The sequence below is a fragment of the Streptococcus sp. oral taxon 056 str. F0418 genome, assembly GCF_000220065.1.
Lineage (GTDB): Bacteria > Bacillota > Bacilli > Lactobacillales > Streptococcaceae > Streptococcus.
Window position 1 is genome coordinate 909,404 of record NZ_AFQU01000001.1, and the last position, 19,963, is coordinate 929,366.

Here is a 19,963-nt window from a genome sequence, read left to right on the forward strand (position 1 = left end):
CTATTATACCATTTTCAAAGGATTTTAACAGACGAGAAAAGCAGAAAAACTCCTGAATGGAGTTTTATGCACTAATATTTAAAAGAAAGCATTGTAAAAATTTCGACCGAAAGATCGACCAGCATTATAAACACGAGATAAAAAATTGCCCGAACTATCAATCACTTTATGCATTTCGGCATTAATCTGTCCATTCCAGACAATTCTACCTCCTCCAACATTTGCCAATTCTAGCTCTGTTAAGTTTGTAAACGACTGTTCCAACATAATCTTATTCATATTTTAGTCTTCTTTCTACTTCATTTTCTTAAAACAGCTTGTTGTATAGTGTTGCACCAAACTTTTGTCCCATCTCATAATAGGAGGCAAAACTAAGTTTGCCAAAGCATAGATGACAATTAAAGCTACAACAAATAAAATCACTTTTATCGGTAAAGACTGCACACTATAAAATTTCTCAATTTTTTTAACCATATTGTTTATTTCCTAATAACCACTTCGTCTAGCACGTGCTCCCATAGCTCCGTCTATAGCACCTAAAACAAATGTCCCACCGACGATAATCCCTCCTACAATAACGATGCCAAACAGGATACCACCACCCTCTACAGTGGCCATTTCCTCGTCACTCAATACATAAAACTGTTCGTCCATTTTATTTAATGGTTTCATATTTCCTCTTTTGTCTTATATTCTTAAAAGAAAATGCTAAGCAAGGCTTTTTGTCGACAAACTTCCTTTCACTTATACTATTCGCAAAAGCCTTAAAAAATTAAAATGTTTCTAATAAGCAAAAAGAAGCAAATTGTTTTCACAATTTACTTCTTGAAATAGGGGGGCATAGATATTTACGGCAAGGCATTTCCTGCGCTTTTATAAATTTTGTACCATTCTGAACGTGGCAAATCTACTTTAAATGCTTCTGCACTTGAGCGGATTCGCTCTGGATTCATACTTCCGATGATTGGTTGCATATTTGCTGGATGCCGTAAAATCCAAGCAAGGACAATCGCTTCAAAGGAAACTTGATACTGCTCTGCAAACTGTTTAAGTGTCTTTGTCAATTCTACATATTTAGGATGATCCATAAACAATCCCTGTGCCAAATCAACTTGGAATGGCGACCATGGCTGGATCGTAATATCCTTCAATCGACAATAATCCAAGACGCCTCCATCACGATTGATGGCAAAAGAATTGTGCATATTAGCATTAAGACCTTGATCAATCATAGGCGTATGAGCTGGGCCAAACTGCAACTGATTGACAATCAGTGGCTGCTTGACACTCTTTTGTAACAGTTCGATTTGGTAAGGATTTTGATTGCTGACTCCAAAGTAACGCACTTTTCCTGCTTGATACAAGCGATCAAATGCTTCTGCTACTTCATCTGGCTCGACCAGAGCATCTGGACGATGCAAAAGTAAGACATCCATATAATCGGTCTGTAGGCGTTTCAAACTGGCTTCTACTGAGTCAATGATATACTCTTTTGAAAAATCAAAATGATAATTCGTATGCACATCTCGCAAGCCACATTTTGACTGAATGATCACTTGATCACGTGAAATTCCCGCATCTTGCAAGCCTTTAGCAAACTTAGCTTCAGACTCGCCACCCGCATAAACATCGGAGTGATCATAGAAGTTAATACCGATTTCCTGAGCAGTCTTCAACACAGTTACAATTTCATCTGAAGACTTTTCAGCCATCCGCATACAACCCAAGACCAATTGGCTAGCTTGTTCCAGTTCATTTCCAACGCTGATATATTTCATTGTTTTACAACCCCATTTCTTTAAATACCGGCTGATCAACCAAGGACAGTTCTTCAACTTTTACGTTTTCCGTCTCAAAGACGATAAACTCATTTTCTTCCTTCAGAAATCCTGATGGAATATACAGATATTGAATCGGACCTTGACTCCAATAGCGTCCTAGATTAAAGCCGTTGACACTGATACAGCCTTTACCATACTGTGAACAGTCGATAAAAGTATCTGCTATCTCATCTAATTTTACATTAAATTTGTAAAAAATGGGTGATACAATCTTATCTGGTACAGGATTTGTACATTCTAGCTTAGACAGCATGGTCTCATCAAACTTCAAGGCATAGTGTTTCCAACCCTTACGGAATTGGTGGTTGATCATGATACCACCTTTTACACCTTTAGACTGGCTAGGTGCATTCAACTTGTACCCATAGTTGACACGTCCCATATTTTCTACCAACACATCAATTTGAATACGCTCTGTATCAGCAGAGAAGAGCATTTCATCTCCTAGCTCTTCTCTATACTGAGTAGCTAAGTGCTCTTGATTGATATAGAAATGACAACGATCGTGAGTTTCTAATGCTTTCAGTCGCTCTTCGTGATATTGATTTTTAATATCTGAACGATAAAGGATGTAGCCATGATTCTGTCCAATTCGCTCCATTGGTTGTGGATAATCATGTACAATTTCCTCTGTGATCTGTGGAGCTACATCCAAAAGAGCTGCTGTTCCTTCGACAGGAAAGCTTCCATAAGCTCTAGCCTTACGAATAATTGGATCCATTTGCTCCAATTCTGGGAAAAGTTCATGCGTCACTCGTTGGACAGCATAATACTTCTCTGTTGGCACCCCCCATTCTGTAACCGGTGCATCGAAATCATAGGAGGTGATTTGTGGTAAATCTCTTGTCTTCCGAGCAGAACAGCCACTGATAAATCCAAAGTTTGTTCCTCCACGTAGCAAGAAGAGATTCATACTACCGATTCTCATCATCTCTTTTACATCCTGTGCGAGGTCTTCAGCATCTCGGCGGACAATTTCTTCGCCCCAACGGCTGAACCAACCATCCCAGAACTCTGTACACATAAGCGGCCATTTTTTACCATGACGCTCCATAAAAGCACGTAAATTATCTGTATTTTCCTTCGCTTGTGATCCAAAATTCCCTGTTACAAAGATATCATCTTCAATCAAGGTCCCTGATTCTAAGGCTTCAATCCAAGTTCCATCTGATGTAAAGAGAGGGACACTGACGCCACGATCTCGCATCATTTTCGCAATGTTGCGCATATATTCCTTGTCTTCCGCATAAGAACCATACTCATTCTCCACTTGCATCATGAGAATAGGACCGCCTTCTGTAAACTGATAAGGCAAGAGCTTTGGAAAGAGCCAATCGTAAAAACGACTAACTTTTTCTAAAAACAAGGCATCATTTACACGGAAACGCATACCAGGATAATTGAGTAACCATGGTGGCATTCCACCAAAATCAAACTCAGCACAGATATAAGGGGTCGGACGCACAATCAAATGAAGACCCATTTCCTGTACAAGATCAAAATAAGCTTCAAAATCAAGTAGGCCGTCTGTTACAAATTGCCCTTCTTGAGGTTCGTGCAAACTCCAGGGAATATAAGTCTCAACAGTATTGTAACCTAGTGCTTTTAAGTTGTGGAGTGTTTCTCGCCATTGATCAGGATGAAGACGAAAATATTGAATGGCTCCTGATAAAATTTTAAAAGGCTTCCCATCAAGATAAAATTCATCACGTATTTCAAAATTTGTCATATTATTGCTCCTGTTGTTTGTCAGCCATCTTAACAAATGGCAAGTAAACAAAGGTTGAGATGGCGATATTAATGAGTGATAGAATGATTGCTCTCCAGTCAAAGGCTGTCGCAAAGAATCCATACAAGACAGGAGGCATTACCCACGTTACGTTCTGAGTAACAGGCGCAACAAGTCCCCATGCAGTTGCCCAGTAAGAGACAGTCACCATCAGAAGTGGCGTCACTACATATGGAATGAACATAATTGGATTCAGTACAATTGGCAGACCATACATCACAGGCTCACCGATATTGAAGATCATTGGGAAAATACCCAATTTTGCTACTTCGCGATAATGTTTATTTTTAGCTTGCCAAAGAATTGCAATTGCAACACCAATCGCATCAAACCAAACAAAAGCACCAAATGAGTTATCTGTCCACATATATGGAATAGCTTGACCTGCTTGGAAAGCTTCTAAGTTTGCAAGCATAGTAACACCAAATAGACTAGCCATGACCGGTGCCAAGACATTACCACCATGAAGTCCAAAGAACCAGAAAATCTTATTCAAAAATACAATTAACAAGACAGCCCAGAAACTTTGTGACATACTAAGAAGCGGTGCTTGAAGGACCTTATAGATCCAGTTGATCATTAATTCTCCAGTCACAGTATTGAAGATATAAGTCGCAATACCGATGACATACATAGCAATCGCAGCTGGGATGATAGATAAGAATGGCTTCATGATTGCAGGCGGAACAGAATCTGGAAGCTTGATTGTCCAGTTACGATTCATGACTTTACAAAAGATGATAACAGAAACAAAACCAATTAAAATTGCTGTAAAATACCCGCGGGCACTAATTTGGTCGCCCGGAATCACACTATTAAGTGTTACTGCAAGGCTATTACCAGTCAATTTAAACTCTGGTAATTTCTCAACTGCCTTACCAACCGCTTGGCTATTTGAAGCCAATTCAAATGTCTTTGTGATAGAACCACCAATCGTAATAACATAAGAAGCGACCGCTACCAGTCCAGCTGACACCTTATCTGTTTTGTAAATTCGAGCAATGTTTACACCAAATGTAAACAAGAATAAAAGAACAACAATTGGAATACTACCCTTGAAGACTAACCAGTTGATGTCAATCAACCACTGGAAAGTACTTGTGATCCAAGTCCAACCAAATTGACCTGGAAGATCAGACAGAAAAGCATTCAGCATTAAAGCAAATGAACCTGTCATAATGACTGGCATGGTTCCAATAAAGGAATCACGAAGGGCAACGAGGAACTTTTGATTTCCTACTTTATTAGCAATCGGCATCAGACGCGCTTGCCATTTATCGACAAAATTACTCATAATAATCTTCTCCTTATTTTTCTATTTTTTGATAGAGAGCAATGATTTCCTTAGCCAAATCAACAAAAGCGATACTCGTCATTAAGTGATCTTGACCGTGGACCATAAATAAATTAATTTCGTTTTTTTCTCCTTGCGCCTCTCTAGTCAGCATATCTGTCTGAGCATGGTGCGCCTCTAAAAGTGCCGCCTGAGCTTGGGAGAGTTTTTCTGCAGCATCATCAAATTTCTGATTTTTAGCTGCTGCAATGGCCTCTAAAGCACAAGATTTTGCTTCTCCGCCATACATAATTAATTGCATTGCAACTTCTAAAGATGATTGTCCGTCCATACATCCTCCTATTGCATTAAAGACTCAGCTAGCTCTAGCACTTTGTCACCCTTCATCATGCCGTAATCCGTCATAGGAATGACATCTACTGGAGTAGTTGCTAACTTTTCTCTAAACCCGTCCAATAGATAGCGCACCTGAGGGCCTAATAAGACAACATCAACTTGGTGTTCTGCTAGATAGCTTTCTGCTTCTGGCACTGGAACTGCAAAAATGTTTGCTTGCATCCCTTTTTCTTCTGCTGCTTTTTGCATTCTTGTCACCATGAGGCTAGTACTCATACCTGCAGCACATACTAGCATGATTTCTTTTGTAGCCATATATTTCCCCTCCTAAATAATTAGGTATTTAAAAAATTAAAATAAACTTATTATTTGTAATATGTAAATAAAAAAGCTGTTTTTTGTTTTTTTAAGTTTATTGTTAATTTTCTATAAATATTATATACCGAGTTTTTGAAAATGTCAACGCTTTCATATTGAGTTTTTAATTATTTTTTGATAATATATCAGCTGAGGTAAAAATTATGACATTAACTCGAAAACAAGCTGAAATTAGGGCAACAATTCTAGATCAGCTCTATGCAAGACGCCCTATTTCTCGTATCGATATTTCAAAAGAAACACACATCACTCCTGCTACAACAGGCAATATTATCAACGAACTCATTAAAGAAGGATTGGTGCACGAACTAGGAGAATTAGAGGATGATAGTGTCGGACGTAAAAAAACTTTACTAGACATCACTGCTCGCCAACACTTTTATTTGGGGTTTGAGATTTCTGAAAAGTATCTTGCATTAGTGATTGCTGATAATATCGGTGATATTTTGGCTAGCGAATGGCATACGCATCATCTAGAACATCAAGGTGGTCCTAGTGATATTGAAATCATTAAGCTTATCCAACATTTTTTACAAAAAATAAGAATGTTTCTATTTCAGCAATTGGGATTGGCTTGCCTGGGCACGTTAAATTAGACGAAAGCCAGCAAATCATCTCTAAAAACCCACTTTGGGAAAATATCAACTTAAAAACAATACAGGATGCTTTTGCTGTTCCCGTTTACTTTGGTAACAAATCTCACTGCCTCACCTTGGCAGAGCGACTCTTTACCTATCATTCTACAGATAGTAATTTCATTGTTTATCATGTTGCAAGAGGTATTCATTGTTCATATATGTATAATGGAAGTATCTATAGTCAAGAAAACTTCCTGATTGGAGAAGTCGGACACACTGTTATCAATCCTGAAGGCGAACGGTGTCCTTGTGGTAAAAATGGTTGCCTGCAAGTCTATGCCAGTGAAAGCGCCTTGATTGACAAAGCAAGCTTGCTCTATCACTCTTCCCGTGTCTCTTTACTTCGGACCTTAGTGGCTGATTCTGGCGATATCAACCTCAACACGCTCCTTACAGCTTACCAATTAGGGGATCTTGGTAGTATTGAGTTGATCAATACCGCTTGTAAATATTTGACTATTTCGATTTCCAATCTATGCCAACTTATTGACACAGAGCACATTTACTTAGATGGCGAAATTTTCTCTTATCCAATAATCGCAGAGCAGATCCTCTCTCGCTTGCAACACATGGTACAACTGTTCCCTCATCAAAAACAACCCGAGATTACCATCAAACCGTATTCTCATTTGAATGTTGCTAGAGCTGCAACCAGCCTATGTATTAACGAAGCTTTTCTTAATAAAAAAAATTGAGAGCCTACTTGGTTCTCAATTTTTTTTTATATATTTTAACGATTGATTGAACGAGCAATCATCGAAACCGTATGACGCTGGCCACGAAGCGCTTTGCTCATTGCAAAGATATTCTCCACTGGAGCAAGACAACCATACCCTGAATCTCCAATATGCTGAATGTCTACGCCACAGATTTTATTGCGGATTGCCATTTGCTTAACAATATCTGTATCCGAACTTTCTTGACTCGTTCCAATAGCACTCATTACAAGAGCGCCTTTTTTATGTGCCAACTGAACGATTTGTTTCAAATCTGCATCATCAAATCCTGGGACACTGCCCACCGCTGGAGCTAAGATAATATCTGCTCCCGCTTCAATAAATTGCTCGATAGCCTCCAAGTCCGCTACTGGCTCATCTACTCCTGCACCATGCATTTTTCCAGCAATGAGCAAGCCTGAAAAATGCTCTTTCACTACTCGAATCGTATTGATAATCGCCTGATTTGTCACCCCTGTTCCTGGATTTCCTGTCAAGCAAATAAAATCAACACCATATTGTTCTGCTGCCTGAATGGTTGCAGCACTGGCTTGCCTACCTTCGTTAATTTCTTGACGATCTTCAGCCATTTGCGCCTGTGTATCAATCGGTTCTAAGTTGACTCCGATAGGGCGTCCAACTAAATGATGTAGCTCCTCTACAAAGTTTCCTTTCCCAGTCAAACCATCCACATAAGGATTGAAGAGATCGATACCATTTAGCAAAATAAGGTCTGCACCAAAAGCTCTAGCCATCTCAGAATTGGTAATATCTCCGATATAAGATTCCTTAAAAGCCACATTTTCTGATAAAATGATCCGTCCCTCGCTAGCTTTGATGCTTTGTTTCAGCTCACTAGCTGTCATACTTAAAATCTCTGATGCATTAGAACTAATAAATCGTTTGACCATATTTCTACCTCTTTTTGATTTTGTTTATATTTTATTAATTATTGTGATTTAATTTTTGTTTTACAGCTTTTTTATTTATATTTTATTACCAATTAAGTATAACACTTTTAGTTCGAAATGTAAACGCTTTATTTTTAGATAACTAAAAAAGCCGATACAGAAGTATCAAAGCTTTTTCTAGTTTCTAAAATTTACCAAATCACTACACGTTCTTCTGGACTGCGCCACATACCATCTCCTTCTTGAACATCAAAAGTCTTAAAGAAATCATCGAAGTTTGGCAGCTGAACATTGGTCCGAAGTTTAGCCGGTGCATGGACATCAACGCTTGCCAGAAGTTTCATGTACTCTTCTCGTCCCTTCATCCGCCAGATACGAGCAAAGTTGGTGAAAAATTCCTCAGCTGAGAAATCTGCTTCTTTCTTGGCTGCCTCAAGAGCCGCTGCAATGCCGCCCAGATCTGCCACATTTTCTGAGACAGTCAGCTTGCCATTGACCTTGGCACCGTAAGAATCCTGGCCTTCAAACTGGTCAATGACCTTTTGGGTCCGCTCAGTAAAGGCTTGGTAGTCATGCTCCGTCCACCAGTTGTTGAGGCTGCCATTTTCATCAAAAGAAGCCCCATTGGTATCAAAAGCATGAGAAATCTCATGGGCGATAACCGCTCCGATACCACCGTAATTAGCTGATGAGGACTGGTGCAGATCATAGAAAGGCGCCTGCAGGATAGCTGCTGGAAAGACGATCAAATTCTTCTGCGGATTGTAGTAAGCATTGACCATGTGGGCTGGCATTCCCCATTCCTTGTAATCCACCGGTTGATTCCACTTGCTCCAGCTATAAGCAATATCAATCTGGCTCAGCTTCTGAGCATTTTCAAAAAGAGTTAGATTTTCGTCCACAACCTTGCGGGAATAGCGCTCAGGTAGCTCGTCAGGATAGCCGATATAAGGCTTGATGACATTGAGTTTGACAATGGCTTTTTCTCGAGTTTCCGGTGTGAGCCAGTCATTCTTAGCTAGGCGATTTTTATAAACTTCAATCATCGTCGCCACTTTTTGCTCTACATCAGCCTTGGCTTCTGGTGAGAATTTCTGGCCGGCATACCAGAGACCGATCGCTTGATTAAAAGGCCCCTGAGCTAGGTAGTAAGCGGCTTTTTTCTTGTCCTGAGCTTGAGGAGTTCCCGATAAAGCACGTTGATAAGCACCTGCCAAGACACGGATATCATCCGTTAGATAAGGTGTTGTATTGCGAACCGCAGATAGAATCAACAGAGCATGGAGTTTATCCCAGTTTGCGGCTGTATAGATATCCTTAGCTGCTTTCCAGAAGCGTTCCTCAGGCACAATGACTTGGTCAGGTTCTTGACCGATTAGCTTGGTGAAAATATCCGCCAGAGGCAATTCTGGCACCAAGTCCTTGAACTCTTCCCACTTATAAGGATGATAGAGCTTAGCATACTCAGAACTTTCTTCATTAGATAAAAGATATTGGGCAAAGACCGCATCTAACTCCAAAACTTTATCCAAAAGATTCTTGATTTCCTCTTCAATAAAGTCAAATTTTGCTAGTAAATCTTCCTGAGCCTTGCGCCATTTTGCAAGCAGATCTGCTTTCTGCGGATGGTCCTCCGCATAGTAGGTCGTGTCTGGCAAAATAGTGCCCGGTCCATCTGCCCAGAGAACATTGATCCGAGCGTCCATAAAGTCCGGTGCTACACCAAATGGAAAATCAGTCGGCTTACCAGCCAACTCAAAATCAGCAATCTTAGAAGCATAGTCTTCAAAAGACGCTAGGTTGCGAATTTCATCAATGTAAGCACGCGCTGGCTCAATCCCAGCCTCTTCTCGCTTGTCATAGTCTGACGCTAGTCTGTGATAGGCAACAAAGTTCTGCAGAATAGCATCTTCTGGCACTTCATCTCCAGCCAGCCATTTGTCAGTCGTAGAGAGCATGAGGCTCTCAATTTCATCTGCCAGATCCATAAAACCACCCGTCACTGGCTTATCATCAGGAATCACTGCCGTCTTGGCCCATTCGCCATTAATCGCTTCATAAAAGTCATCTTGTAATCGTGTCATTTTGTTCTCTCTTTCACTATTTTCTCCTATCCTAACAAAAATCATTTTCTTTTTCAAATTTTTACGAAATGAAATATATAAATAAAAATTAACTTGACTTAATTTTATGTTTAAGGTATATTAATATCATAGAGGTAATTTACATGATCAAGATACAAAACCTAAGTGTCAGCTATCAGGGCGAACTGGCACTCGATGAAACTTCTTTAAACATAGAAGGCCCTACTATTACCGGAATTATCGGTCCCAATGGTGCAGGAAAATCTACCCTTTTAAAGGGAATACTAGGCATTGTGGATCACAAAGGCCAGGCTTTCTTAGACGATCGACCTCTTCAGGAGGAACTCAATAAAATTGCATATGTCGAACAAAAAATCAATATCGATTATAACTTCCCGATTAAGGTAAAAGAATGCGTATCTCTAGGGCTTTATCCCAAGATTAAACTTTTCCAGCGACTCAATTCCTCCGACTGGGACAAGGTTGGTCAAGCCTTAAAAATTGTTGGATTGGAGGATTTTGCTGAACGTCAAATCAGTCAGCTATCTGGTGGACAATTCCAACGAGTCCTGATTGCGCGTTGCTTAGTCCAAGAGGCCGATTATATTTTTCTTGATGAGCCCTTTGTCGGCATTGACTCTGTCAGCGAAGAAATTATTATGGAAACTTTACGGCATCTAAAGAAAGAAGGAAAAACAATTTTAATTGTCCATCATGATTTAAGTAAAGTAACAGCTTATTTTGATCAAGTCCTACTCCTTCATAAGAAATTAATCGCTTTTGGACCAACTGAAAGTACATTCACCCGAGAAAATATGGAACAAACATACGGCCCTCAAATTTTTATGAATGGAGGTGCCTAAGATGATTCAAGAATTTATTCAAGGATTGCAAGACTTCCACTTTCTGCAAAACGCCTTAATTACAGCGATTGTCATCGGAGTCGTAGCTGGAGCAGTTGGTTGCTTCATCATTCTGCGTGGCATGTCGCTCATGGGAGATGCTATTTCTCATGCGGTCCTACCAGGTGTGGCATTGTCCTATATTTTAGGGATTAATTTTTTCATTGGAGCCATTACATTTGGTCTGCTAGCATCTGTTATTATTACCTATATTAAGGGGAACTCCATTATTAAAAGCGACACAGCTATCGGAATTACCTTCTCATCTTTTTTGGCTCTGGGGGTCATTCTGATTGGGGTGGCTAATAGTTCTACCGACCTTTTCCACATCCTCTTTGGGAATATCTTAGCTGTACAGGACCTTGATATGTGGATTAGTATCGGAGTAGCCCTTCTAGTCCTACTAGTCATTGCCATTTTCTTTAAACGTCTTCTCATCACATCGTTTGATCCACTTTTGGCTCAGGCTATGGGGATGAAGGTGAATTTCTATCACTATTTACTGATGATTTTATTGACTTTGGTGTCTGTAACAGCCATGCAAAGCGTTGGAACTATTCTTATCGTAGCCCTGCTGATTACTCCAGCAGCTACTGCCTATCTCTATGCCAATAGTCTAAAAACAATGATTCTTCTATCATCTACTCTGGGAGCTACGGCTTCTGTCGTAGGCCTCTTTATCGGCTATAGCTTTAATATTGCAGCAGGTTCTAGCATTGTGTTGACCTCTGCTCTGATCTTTTTGGTTTCCTTTTTTATCGCTCCTAAACAGCGGTATTTAAAAAGAAAAAGTAAATAAAATAAATTTATGGAGGATTTTTTCTGATGAAAAAATGTCGTTATTTAGTTTTGCTTTTACTGGCTATTGTGGGGTTAGCAGCCTGTTCTAGTCAAAAAAGCAGTACAGACTCTAGCTCTTCCAAGCTAAATGTCGTTGCAACCAACTCAATTATCGCAGATATTACAAAAAATATCGCTGGCGATAAAATCAATCTGCACAGCATTGTCCCTGTTGGTCAGGATCCGCATGAATATGAGCCCCTGCCAGAAGATGTCAAAAAGACTTCAAAAGCCGATCTTATCTTCTACAATGGTATCAACCTAGAAACTGGTGGCAATGCTTGGTTTACAAAATTAGTAGAAAATGCCAAGAAAAAAGAAAACAAGGACTACTACGCTGTCAGTGAGGGCGTTGATGTCATTTACCTAGAAGGTCAAAGTGAAAAAGGAAAAGAAGATCCTCATGCTTGGCTCAACCTAGAAAACGGCATTATCTATGCGAAAAATATTGCCAAACGCTTGATTGAAAAGGATCCTGACAATAAGGCTACTTACGAAAAAAATCTCAAAGCCTATGTGGAAAAACTGACCGCTTTGGATAAGGAAGCCAAAGAGAAGTTTAACAACATCCCAGAAGAAAAGAAAATGATTGTGACCAGCGAAGGCTGCTTCAAGTACTTCTCTAAGGCATATAATGTGCCATCAGCCTATATCTGGGAAATCAACACCGAAGAAGAAGGGACTCCAGACCAAATCAAAAGCTTGGTTGAAAAACTACGTAAGACCAAAGTCCCATCTCTCTTTGTCGAATCAAGTGTGGACGATCGTCCGATGAAGACTGTTTCTAAAGACACAAATATCCCAATCCATGCTAAAATCTTCACTGACTCAATCGCTGAAAAGGGTGAAGAAGGCGATAGCTACTATAGCATGATGAAATACAATCTGGATAAAATTTCAGAAGGATTGGCAAAATAAAATGGAGAGAGTGGGACAGAAATCGGTAATTCGTTAGAATTCGATTTCGTCGTCCCACCTCCGCACAGTTGAGTAGGGCTGTAAAAGCTGATGAAATCAGCGTAATAGAGCCCACTCAACCACTGCGTCTTGCTCGACAATCCAAAGACAATTGAGAGGCTAGGACTTTTGTCCCAGCCTCCTTTCTATAGAAAAAATATGCCCCAGATATAGCCACTCTCAATTTTCTAATCAAATTGTTCGAAAAAATTCACCATTCGCAGTACAATGAAGCTATCAAATATGAATGGAGACTTTTATGACAACTTTTCTTGGAAACCCTGTAACCTTTACTGGAAAGCAACTGCAGGTCGGTGACACAGCTCATAATTTTAGTCTGACTGCAACTGATCTTTCAAAGAAAACTCTATCTGACTTTGCTGGCAAAAAGAAAGTCCTGAGCATCATCCCATCTATCGACACTGGCATCTGCTCCACTCAGACTCGCCGCTTCAACCAAGAGCTATCTGACTTAGATAATACCGTTGTTATCACGGTTTCAGTTGATTTGCCGTTTGCTCAAAGCAAGTGGTGTGCAGCAGAAGGCATTGAAAATGCTGTCATGCTCTCTGACTACTTTGACCATTCTTTTGGCCGTGACTATGCTGTCCTCATCAATGAATGGCACCTTTTAGCACGCGCAGTCCTTGTCCTGGATGAAAACAACACCGTGACCTACGCTGAGTATGTAGACAACATTAATACAGAACCTAACTTTGAAGCAGCGATTACAGCAGTTAAGAGTTTATAATATTTCTCTTATCTATCAAAATATGGTCACAGTATCTTCTTCATCACTTTTTTGATATACTACTAATATTAGAAATAGCAAGAGAGTTAGAGCAAATAGAAGGAATGATAAGATGACCCCAAATAAAGAAGATTATCTCAAATGTATCTACGAAATTGGCACAAGACAAGAAAAAATCACCAACAAAGAAGTCGCTCAACTAATGCAAGTTTCTCCCCCTGCCGTTACTGAGATGGTAAAAAAATTACTAGCTGAGCAACTATTACTAAAAGATAGATCTGTTGGCTATATTTTGACCGATCTTGGACTCAAATTAGTTTCAGATCTCTATCGTAAGCACCGCTTGATTGAAGTTTTTCTTGTCAATCATCTAGGCTATACAACTGAGGAAATTCACGAAGAAGCCGAAGTCCTAGAGCACACTGTATCTGATCACTTCGTCGAGCAATTAGAAAAATTACTCCATTTTCCCAAAAATTGCCCGCACGGCGGAACAATCCCTGCCAAAGGAGAATTGTTGGTAGAAAAAACAATACCACTTTAGCAAATGTAAAAAGAACTGGTCATTACTTGCTAACTCGTGTCCATGATGATTTTGATTTGCTGACTTATCTAGAAAAAAATGGCCTTCAGGTGGGCAAAACCATCCACTTCCTGTCTTATGATAATTATAGTCAGCTTTATTCACTAGAAGTCGATGGGCAAGAAATCCAAATCGGACGATCCATTGCCAAACAGATTTATGTAGAAAAAATTCAGAAGCCATAGACTTCTTAATGCTCATAATCAATGAGTTTGCCCCTTCACTATTCAATCCCCAGTCATCTTTATAAGAGTCGAATACACTAAAGAACCAAATCAATTTAGTCTATTCGCTCTCTTTTTTTGACAAAATAATATGATTTGTTTATAATAAGTATACTTATCATTTTAGAAAAGGATTTAGAAAAATGAATACTTTTGATTTCAACTCTTTGTATCAAAAAGATTACCAACAATCAACAGGTCTGCTCTTTATCCGCACCTACCATAAATGGCATAATCTTGTAAAAGATGAACTCAAACAGCTTGATATAACTCATCCACAATTTGTCATTTTGACAGCTACCGCTGCACTATTACGTCGGCAGGAATGGATCAGTCAAGCTGATATTTCTCGTTTTTCTGACATGGATGTTATGACCGTATCTCAAACAATCCGACTCCTCATCAAAAAAGGATTACTAACACGACAAAGCCATCCCGCAGATAGTCGTGCCAATGCCATTCTCCTAACAGATGAAGGGCTAGAAAAAGTCAATCAAGCGATTCCTTTGGTAGAAAAGATTGACCAAACTTTCTTTGGAAAATTGAGTGACAAGACAGCATTATTCAACCAACTTTTAATAACCTTGGAGACGGAAGATGACTAAATTTTGGGTTGGTGTCGTATCAAAAGAACATGTACAGAGGGGTGTCAAAGGTGGCTTTTGTCAAGTCTGCCACGGAAAAAAAGGACCTCTTAATCGGATGAAAAAAGGAGATTACTTACTCTACTATAGCCCTAAATACCAGATGGCTGATCAGGAAAAATTACAGGCTTTTACAGCGGTTGGAAAAATAGTAGATGACTCTGCTTATCAAGTAGAAATGTTTGAAGATTTTTTCCCTTTTCGACGCAATGTCAGCTATTATCAGCCAGTAAAAGACTGTCCCATTGAACAAGTCAGACTGCATCCCGAATGGCGTCAATACGCTTCTAAACTACGCTATGGACATTTTAAAGTTTCAAAATCATTTTTCCTCTATATCTTTGAACAAATGAAACAAGAAAAATAGAAGGTAGGACATCCATCCTAACCTTCTATTTGTTTTTCGTATCCAAGATAATCGTCACTGGTCCGTCATTGACCAGCTCTACTTGCATGTCTGCTCCGAAAACACCCGTCTTAACAGGCACTTCCTGAGATAACTGTTGATTAAAAGAATCATAATACCGAGTTGCTATATCTGGCTTTGCAGCTCCAGTAAAAGCAGGGCGATTCCCTTTTTTGGTATCCGCATAGAGTGTGAACTGAGAAATCGAAAGAATCTCACCCTCAATATCTTTGATTGATACATTCATTTTACCTTCTTGATCTGAAAAGATTCGCATATTGAGAATCTTTCGAACAGCGTAGTCCACATCCTCCTGACTGTCATCAGGCCCTACACCTACTAAGAGCAATAAACCATTTCCAATGCTGCTATATAAATCTTGTTCAATACTAACTTGTGCACGTTTGACACGCTGAATAACAATTTTCATATTTTTCCTCCACTTGATCTATAAAAATCAATCAGATGATGATCAGATAAAAGAGCTTCTGTTCAACGAAAGCCATCAGCAAATGACACAGGGCATACATGCTGGTGACGAAAGACTCATCCTATCCCGAGGCTTTTTCTCACCCTTCTATACGAATAAGCGCTATCAAAAAATTATTCAATACAGCTTTCAAAAAAATTATCCATTGGTTCGCTTAACTGAATAAACTTCTGGCACACTCTTAATTTTGTCTACGACCGTTGTAAGCATGGATAGATTTGCAATCCCAAATGATACATGAATATTTGCAAATTTCATATCCTTGGTCGGCTGGGCATTAACTGTGGAGATGTTCTTGGTCGTATTTGACAAGACCTGCAAGACGTCATTTAAAAGACCTGTTCGGTTAAGACCGTAAATATCAATATGGGCTGTATACTCCTTGGTCGTATTGTTATCTTCCCATTCTACGTCGATCAATCGTTGCTCATAATTTTCCTGAGCCTTTAGATTCATGCAGTCCTGCCGGTGGATAGCAACACCACGTCCTTTAGTAATATAGCCAACAATATCATCACCCGGAACAGGATTACAGCACTTGGCAATCCGAATGAGAAGACCAGATGCACCTTGGATAACCACGCCACCCTCGTGCTTAACCTTAAGGATCTCCTTGTTCTCAACCTTGACTTCACCACCCTTAACAAGCTCCTCAGCCTCTGCTCGTGCTTTGGCTCGCTCTTCTTCACGGCGTTCTTTTTCAGTTAAACGATTGAAGATAGAAATTGCTCCGACTTCTCCAAAACCAATGGCAGCAAAGAGAGCTTCTTCTGTCTTATAGCTTGTTTTTTGTAGCACTTCTTCCATGTGTTTTTTGTCCATGTACTTATTCGCTACATAGCCATTTTCCTGAAATTGTGCCTGCAGGAGTTCACGCCCCTTCGAAACGGACAGTTCTTTATCTTGATTCTTGAAGAATTGTCGAATTTTATTGCGGGCCTTACTCGTCTTAACTAGACCAATCCAGTCCCGACTTGGACCAAAAGAGTTCGCATTTGTGATAATCTCTACCTGATCGCCAGTCTTGAGCTTGGTGGTTAGCGGAACCATACGACCATTCACTTTAGCTCCTGTTGCCCGCTCTCCAACCTTGGTATGAATCTCGTAAGCAAAATCAATGGGACCAGAATCCTTCGGTAAAGCTCGAACAGAACCATCCGGTGTAAAAACATAGATTTCTTCGGCTAGATAGTTTTCTTTAACGGAATCAACAAATTCTTGTGCATCACCAGACTCCGCCTGCAATTCCATCATCTCATGTATCCAGTTCATTCCGATCGCAGATTCTTTACTATCGACCTTGCCTTTGATCCCCTTCTTGTAAGCCCAGTGAGCTGCAACTCCATATTCAGCAACTTCATGCATTTCTTTTGTTCGAATTTGGAATTCGATTGGCCCTTTAGGTCCGTAAACCGTTGTATGGATGGACTGATACCCATTAGCCTTACGATTGGCAATATAATCCTTGAAACGCCCAGGCATCGGTTTCCAAAGCTCATGAATATAGCCCAACATAGCATAAACATCGCTCGGAGTCTCTAAGATACAGCGAATAGCTATCAAATCATAGATTTCATCAAATCGCTTTTTCTTGTCTTGCATCTTACGGTAGATCGAGTAGATGTGCTTAGGCCGACCATAGATCTCACCATGTAAATGTCGCTCGCCAGCATAAGTCTCAATCTTCCGAACTACCTCTTCTACCAAGGCTTCTCGCTCACGACGTTTTTCTTTCATCGTATGAGAAATCTTGTAAAATTCAATTTCATTGAGATAGCGAAAAGACAAATCTTCCAGCTCCCATTTCACACTAGAAATCCCTAGACGGTGAGCCAAGGGAGCATAAATTTCCATTGTTTCTCTAGAAATCCGCTCCTGTTTATCCTTACGCAAGTGTTTGAGCGTCCGCATATTATGCAAACGGTCAGCTAGCTTGACCAAAATCACTCGGATATCTTCCGACATAGCCATAAGCATTTTGCGATGATTTTCAGCCAACTGTTCCTCGTGGGACTTATATTTGACCTTTCCAAGTTTGGTCACACCATCTACGATCACGCGCACATCCGAACCAAACTCTCGCTCTAGATCATCCAAAGTCGCATCGGTGTCCTCTACAACATCATGTAAAAAACCGCAAGCAACTGTGACCGCATCTAGCTTGAGCTTAGCTAAAATTCCAGCCACCTGAATAGGGTGTACAATATAAGGCTCGCCAGATTTACGAAACTGCCCGCTATGACAATCCACTGCGTAAATCAAAGCCTTCTGAACAAAAGCTACATCTTCAGCTGATAAATATTTTCTCGTTAAAGCGATGACCTGATCGCCCGTTAAATTCACTTCTTTTGGCATGTATACTCTCCAATTTCTTGCCTATTATTTTAACATTTTTAAGGGAATAAGAAAACACTTATGTAAAGGGACTGAAAGTTAAAAATGCTGTTGCTCATCTGATGAGCTACAGCATTTTTTTATTTCATTAGTTCTGTCAAAACACTGACTGCGGTCAAGGCATAAAGCGGAGCAGTCTCTGTCCGCAGGATCCGTGGACCTAGACCAGCCGATACAGCTCCTGCTTGGCGAAAGGTCGTTATTTCATCTGGCGATAGACCGCCCTCCGGTCCGAAGATAAAGAGAACTTTTGCTCCGACTGTTAAGCCCGACAGAGCTCGGACTAGAGCTGCATTTTCTCCTTCTTTGGCCGATTCTTCATAGGCAACGACGATGGTATCAAATTGAGGCAACTGAGCTAGAAAGCCTGCCTTTTTATCAAAGAGCCGAACCTCCGGAATCAGATTGCGCTTGCTCTGCTCAGCTGCTCCCTGAGCAATTTTCTCCAGTTTTTCACTCTTTTTGGCCAGCTTTTTGCCATCCCACTTAGCCACTGACCAGTCAGCTGGGAAAGCCCAGATAGCACTGGCTCCTAGCTCCGTTGCCTTTTGAGTGATAAACTCTAACTTATCGCCCTTGGGAAAGCCTGAAGCAATGGTCACTTGAACCGGCAGCTCGGTATTGTCTGCTAGCTCCTCCACGATTTCCAAGCTCTGCTGACTGGGGTCTAACACCCGAGCCAGCCGTTTTATGCCATCATCAAAGACCAGTGTGACTTGGTCGCCCTCTTTGAGCCGCATGACCGAAAACATGTGTTTGGCCGTGTCCTTATCCGTGACCACCAGAGGAGACTGAGGGTTTTCTTTTATAAAATACTGCTGCATCTAACCACCTATCACGCCTGAAATGTCCTGCGTTTTCTTAAAGACACAGGCATTCCATTCGCCCTGAATCATATGCGTTTCCAAGAAAAATCCTGCCGTTTCTGCTGACTCGCGCACCATTTCCCACTTCTCAGAAATAATCCCACTCATAATCAGATAGCCCTCATCCTTGACCAGACGGTAGGCATCCTCTGTCAGATGGACGAGAATATCGGCCAAGATGTTGGCAACAATGACGTCCGCCTCGATTTCTACACCTCGGAGAAGATCCCCCGGCGCCACATGAATGTTCTCCATACCAGGATTGAGCTCAATATTCTCCTGGGCCACGCGCACCGCCACCTCGTCTAAATCATAGGCATAGATGTCCTTAGCGCCTAAGAGAGAGCTAGCAATGGAGAGGACACCGCTGCCTGTGCCTACATCCAACACTGTTTCTCCGCCTCGCAAGACCTGCTCCAGCGCAAAGAGGCTCATCTTGGTCGTCGGGTGAGTGCCCGTACCAAAAGCCATGCCAGGATCTAGCTTGATAATCTTCTCACCAGCTGTCGCCTCATAGTCCGTCCAGGACGGCACAATGGTCAAATCATGAGTAATACGAGCTGGCTCAAAGTATTTCTTCCAGTTATCCGCCCAGTCTTCCTCAGCCAGCTCCTGCCGAGTCAGCTGAATATCTCCCGTCTCCAAGCCAAAGCCATCCAGCTCAGCTAGTCGCTCATTGGCCTGGACCGCAACAGCCTCTATATCCACAGAATCCGGATAGTAGCCGGTAACCTTGACCCGTTCGCTCTGCTCAACTTCTGGAAAAAGCTCACCATACTGGTCAACCTGCCCCAGATAATCTGCGCTGTCATCGATAGCCACGCCCTGACTGCCCAGCTCAATCAGAATATTAGAGGCTGCTTCCTCCGCCTCACGCTTCACTTCAATCGTTAATTCCTGCCAAGTGTCCATTATTAAA

At 40.8% G+C, this 19,963-nt stretch carries 20 protein-coding genes and 2 pseudogenes; 8 read left to right on the plus strand and 14 right to left on the minus strand.

Going from position 1 to position 19,963, the window contains the following annotated elements; translation table 11 throughout:
• Window positions 1–78 precede the first annotated feature (78 nt).
• The 8 genes from HMPREF9182_RS04500 to HMPREF9182_RS04530 all read right to left on the minus strand — a co-directional run bounded on the left by HMPREF9182_RS04500 (window position 79) and on the right by HMPREF9182_RS04530 (window position 5,575).
• Window positions 79–279 carry a hypothetical protein gene (locus HMPREF9182_RS04500; protein ID WP_009443220.1) on the minus strand — a complete coding sequence of 67 codons (201 nt, stop codon included), beginning with the start codon at window positions 277–279 and terminating at the stop codon, window positions 79–81.
• Between the two features lie 15 nt (window positions 280–294).
• Window positions 295–474, minus strand: a complete 180-nt coding sequence (locus HMPREF9182_RS10750; protein WP_009754954.1) for a hypothetical protein — start codon at window positions 472–474, stop codon at window positions 295–297.
• A gap of 12 nt (window positions 475–486) precedes the next feature.
• Complete coding sequence (locus tag HMPREF9182_RS04505) at window positions 487–672, minus strand: Blp family class II bacteriocin (RefSeq protein ID WP_009443205.1); 186 nt, start codon at window positions 670–672, stop codon at window positions 487–489.
• Window positions 673–848: 176 nt separating this feature from the next.
• Window positions 849–1,778: an aldo/keto reductase gene (locus HMPREF9182_RS04510; RefSeq protein WP_009754446.1), complete on the minus strand. Its 930-nt coding sequence runs from the start codon at window positions 1,776–1,778 to the stop codon at window positions 849–851.
• A gap of 4 nt (window positions 1,779–1,782) precedes the next feature.
• Window positions 1,783–3,570 carry a glycoside hydrolase family 35 protein gene (locus HMPREF9182_RS04515; protein ID WP_009443449.1) on the minus strand — a complete coding sequence of 596 codons (1,788 nt, stop codon included), beginning with the start codon at window positions 3,568–3,570 and terminating at the stop codon, window positions 1,783–1,785.
• A gap of 1 nt (window position 3,571) precedes the next feature.
• Window positions 3,572–4,930 (minus strand): PTS sugar transporter subunit IIC, encoded by a 1,359-nt coding sequence (locus HMPREF9182_RS04520; RefSeq protein WP_037602705.1) that lies wholly within the window; start codon window positions 4,928–4,930, stop codon window positions 3,572–3,574.
• 7 nt (window positions 4,931–4,937) lie between these two features.
• Complete coding sequence (locus tag HMPREF9182_RS04525) at window positions 4,938–5,255, minus strand: PTS lactose/cellobiose transporter subunit IIA (RefSeq protein WP_009754907.1); 318 nt, start codon at window positions 5,253–5,255, stop codon at window positions 4,938–4,940.
• An 8-nt stretch (window positions 5,256–5,263) separates the two neighbouring features.
• On the minus strand, window positions 5,264–5,575 hold the full coding sequence (locus tag HMPREF9182_RS04530) for a PTS sugar transporter subunit IIB (protein WP_009443790.1): 312 nt from the start codon (window positions 5,573–5,575) through the stop codon (window positions 5,264–5,266).
• A gap of 206 nt (window positions 5,576–5,781) precedes the next feature.
• Between HMPREF9182_RS04530 and HMPREF9182_RS04535 the strand changes: the two are divergent.
• Window positions 5,782–6,971 (plus strand): annotated as a pseudogene (locus tag HMPREF9182_RS04535) (ROK family protein).
• Window positions 6,972–7,006: 35 nt separating this feature from the next.
• Here the strand turns inward: HMPREF9182_RS04535 and HMPREF9182_RS04540 are convergent.
• Window positions 7,007–7,903, minus strand: a complete 897-nt coding sequence (locus tag HMPREF9182_RS04540) for a DUF7916 family protein (protein ID WP_009755131.1) — start codon at window positions 7,901–7,903, stop codon at window positions 7,007–7,009.
• A 191-nt stretch (window positions 7,904–8,094) separates the two neighbouring features.
• Entirely contained in the window at window positions 8,095–9,987 is a 1,893-nt protein-coding gene (locus HMPREF9182_RS04545) for a M13 family metallopeptidase (protein WP_009443789.1), read from the minus strand.
• Between the two features lie 143 nt (window positions 9,988–10,130).
• Here HMPREF9182_RS04545 and HMPREF9182_RS04550 point away from each other — a divergent pair, with 143 nt between their 5' ends.
• The 7 genes and pseudogenes from HMPREF9182_RS04550 (at window position 10,131) to HMPREF9182_RS04580 (ending at window position 15,255) form a co-directional block, all read left to right on the plus strand.
• A complete protein-coding gene (locus tag HMPREF9182_RS04550) occupies window positions 10,131–10,850 on the plus strand; it encodes a metal ABC transporter ATP-binding protein (RefSeq protein WP_009755033.1) in 720 nt (239 codons plus the stop codon).
• A 1-nt stretch (window position 10,851) separates the two neighbouring features.
• Complete coding sequence (locus HMPREF9182_RS04555; RefSeq protein ID WP_009443067.1) at window positions 10,852–11,688, plus strand: metal ABC transporter permease; 837 nt, start codon at window positions 10,852–10,854, stop codon at window positions 11,686–11,688.
• Between the two features lie 26 nt (window positions 11,689–11,714).
• Window positions 11,715–12,647, plus strand: coding sequence for a metal ABC transporter substrate-binding lipoprotein/adhesin ScaA (gene scaA, locus HMPREF9182_RS04560; protein WP_009754334.1), 933 nt, complete (start codon window positions 11,715–11,717; stop codon window positions 12,645–12,647).
• Window positions 12,648–12,945: 298 nt separating this feature from the next.
• Entirely contained in the window at window positions 12,946–13,437 is a 492-nt protein-coding gene (gene tpx, locus HMPREF9182_RS04565) for a thiol peroxidase (RefSeq protein WP_009443332.1), read from the plus strand.
• Between the two features lie 112 nt (window positions 13,438–13,549).
• Window positions 13,550–14,205 (plus strand): annotated as a pseudogene (locus HMPREF9182_RS04570) (metal-dependent transcriptional regulator).
• Between the two features lie 182 nt (window positions 14,206–14,387).
• On the plus strand, window positions 14,388–14,849 hold the full coding sequence (locus HMPREF9182_RS04575) for a MarR family winged helix-turn-helix transcriptional regulator (RefSeq protein ID WP_009754679.1): 462 nt from the start codon (window positions 14,388–14,390) through the stop codon (window positions 14,847–14,849).
• Window positions 14,842–15,255, plus strand: coding sequence for an EVE domain-containing protein (locus HMPREF9182_RS04580; RefSeq protein ID WP_009443214.1), 414 nt, complete (start codon window positions 14,842–14,844; stop codon window positions 15,253–15,255). The genes HMPREF9182_RS04575 and HMPREF9182_RS04580 overlap by 8 nt, the downstream gene beginning before the upstream one ends.
• 25 nt (window positions 15,256–15,280) lie before the next feature.
• On the opposite strand, the gene dtd is transcribed toward HMPREF9182_RS04580, so the two are convergent.
• From dtd to prmA, 4 genes are all read right to left on the minus strand, one after another.
• The gene (gene dtd / locus HMPREF9182_RS04585; RefSeq protein ID WP_009754391.1) at window positions 15,281–15,724 is read right to left on the minus strand and encodes a D-aminoacyl-tRNA deacylase; all 444 of its coding nucleotides are present in this window, start codon (window positions 15,722–15,724) and stop codon (window positions 15,281–15,283) included.
• Window positions 15,725–15,922: 198 nt separating this feature from the next.
• A complete protein-coding gene (locus HMPREF9182_RS04590) occupies window positions 15,923–18,139 on the minus strand; it encodes a RelA/SpoT family protein (RefSeq protein WP_009443918.1) in 2,217 nt (738 codons plus the stop codon).
• A 119-nt stretch (window positions 18,140–18,258) separates the two neighbouring features.
• Entirely contained in the window at window positions 18,259–19,002 is a 744-nt protein-coding gene (locus HMPREF9182_RS04595) for a 16S rRNA (uracil(1498)-N(3))-methyltransferase (protein ID WP_009443772.1), read from the minus strand.
• Window positions 19,003–19,956 carry a 50S ribosomal protein L11 methyltransferase gene (gene prmA / locus HMPREF9182_RS04600; RefSeq protein ID WP_009754844.1) on the minus strand — a complete coding sequence of 318 codons (954 nt, stop codon included), beginning with the start codon at window positions 19,954–19,956 and terminating at the stop codon, window positions 19,003–19,005.
• Window positions 19,957–19,963 lie beyond the last annotated feature (7 nt).

What these genes read in the sequence shown, in the direction of transcription:
- HMPREF9182_RS04500 (WP_009443220.1), bottom strand. Translation starts at nt 279, where the DNA reads ATGAATAAGATTATGTTGGAACAGTCGTTTACAAACTTAACAGAGCTA.
- HMPREF9182_RS10750 (WP_009754954.1), bottom strand. Translation starts at nt 474, where the DNA reads ATGGTTAAAAAAATTGAGAAATTTTATAGTGTGCAGTCTTTACCGATA.
- HMPREF9182_RS04505 (WP_009443205.1), bottom strand. Translation starts at nt 672, where the DNA reads ATGAAACCATTAAATAAAATGGACGAACAGTTTTATGTATTGAGTGAC.
- HMPREF9182_RS04510 (WP_009754446.1), bottom strand. Translation starts at nt 1,778, where the DNA reads ATGAAATATATCAGCGTTGGAAATGAACTGGAACAAGCTAGCCAATTG.
- HMPREF9182_RS04515 (WP_009443449.1), bottom strand. Translation starts at nt 3,570, where the DNA reads ATGACAAATTTTGAAATACGTGATGAATTTTATCTTGATGGGAAGCCT.
- HMPREF9182_RS04525 (WP_009754907.1), bottom strand. Translation starts at nt 5,255, where the DNA reads ATGGACGGACAATCATCTTTAGAAGTTGCAATGCAATTAATTATGTAT.
- HMPREF9182_RS04530 (WP_009443790.1), bottom strand. Translation starts at nt 5,575, where the DNA reads ATGGCTACAAAAGAAATCATGCTAGTATGTGCTGCAGGTATGAGTACT.
- HMPREF9182_RS04540 (WP_009755131.1), bottom strand. Translation starts at nt 7,903, where the DNA reads ATGGTCAAACGATTTATTAGTTCTAATGCATCAGAGATTTTAAGTATG.
- HMPREF9182_RS04545 (WP_009443789.1), bottom strand. Translation starts at nt 9,987, where the DNA reads ATGACACGATTACAAGATGACTTTTATGAAGCGATTAATGGCGAATGG.
- HMPREF9182_RS04550 (WP_009755033.1), top strand. Translation starts at nt 10,131, where the DNA reads ATGATCAAGATACAAAACCTAAGTGTCAGCTATCAGGGCGAACTGGCA.
- HMPREF9182_RS04555 (WP_009443067.1), top strand. Translation starts at nt 10,852, where the DNA reads ATGATTCAAGAATTTATTCAAGGATTGCAAGACTTCCACTTTCTGCAA.
- scaA (WP_009754334.1), top strand. Translation starts at nt 11,715, where the DNA reads ATGAAAAAATGTCGTTATTTAGTTTTGCTTTTACTGGCTATTGTGGGG.
- tpx (WP_009443332.1), top strand. Translation starts at nt 12,946, where the DNA reads ATGACAACTTTTCTTGGAAACCCTGTAACCTTTACTGGAAAGCAACTG.
- HMPREF9182_RS04575 (WP_009754679.1), top strand. Translation starts at nt 14,388, where the DNA reads ATGAATACTTTTGATTTCAACTCTTTGTATCAAAAAGATTACCAACAA.
- HMPREF9182_RS04580 (WP_009443214.1), top strand. Translation starts at nt 14,842, where the DNA reads ATGACTAAATTTTGGGTTGGTGTCGTATCAAAAGAACATGTACAGAGG.
- dtd (WP_009754391.1), bottom strand. Translation starts at nt 15,724, where the DNA reads ATGAAAATTGTTATTCAGCGTGTCAAACGTGCACAAGTTAGTATTGAA.
- HMPREF9182_RS04590 (WP_009443918.1), bottom strand. Translation starts at nt 18,139, where the DNA reads ATGCCAAAAGAAGTGAATTTAACGGGCGATCAGGTCATCGCTTTAACG.
- HMPREF9182_RS04595 (WP_009443772.1), bottom strand. Translation starts at nt 19,002, where the DNA reads ATGCAGCAGTATTTTATAAAAGAAAACCCTCAGTCTCCTCTGGTGGTC.
- prmA (WP_009754844.1), bottom strand. Translation starts at nt 19,956, where the DNA reads ATGGACACTTGGCAGGAATTAACGATTGAAGTGAAGCGTGAGGCGGAG.